1 protein-coding gene is annotated in these 309 nt (G+C 45.3%); it reads left to right on the top strand.

The window, feature by feature from the left end:
- Positions 1 to 183, top strand: a 183-nt coding sequence (locus J4G02_14320; GenBank protein MCE2395749.1) for an ABC transporter ATP-binding protein, incomplete at its 5' end; no start/stop codon positions are given.
- Positions 184 to 309: the final 126 nt, after the last annotated feature.

Here is a 309-nt window from a genome sequence, read left to right as displayed (position 1 = left end):
GAACAACGTCGGAAGCAACGAGCTGTCTTGCTGATTTCGACGGAACTTGACGAGGTCTTGGCACTGAGTGATCGAATCTTTGTCATGTATAGGGGTGGATTGACTGAGGCAACGGAATTTCGGGATGACCTATCCAGAATCGGTTTGTTGATGACAGGGAATTGGCAAAGTGAATTGCAATAAGCAAGTTTATGGTGAAGAATAGAAATAAGTAGACGTTCACTAGTAGTCCTCTTAGCGAAGTCTCAAAAGTCCCCCTGATAAGGGGGATTTAGGGGGTTGGCTGTTGTGCATCGAAGGGTATAAGTA

This window comes from Candidatus Poribacteria bacterium, assembly GCA_021295755.1.
Taxonomy (GTDB): domain Bacteria; phylum Poribacteria; class WGA-4E; order WGA-4E; family PCPOR2b; genus PCPOR2b.
Note: the sequence above shows the minus strand (reverse complement) of the source record. Positions and strands in the feature narration are given on the sequence as shown.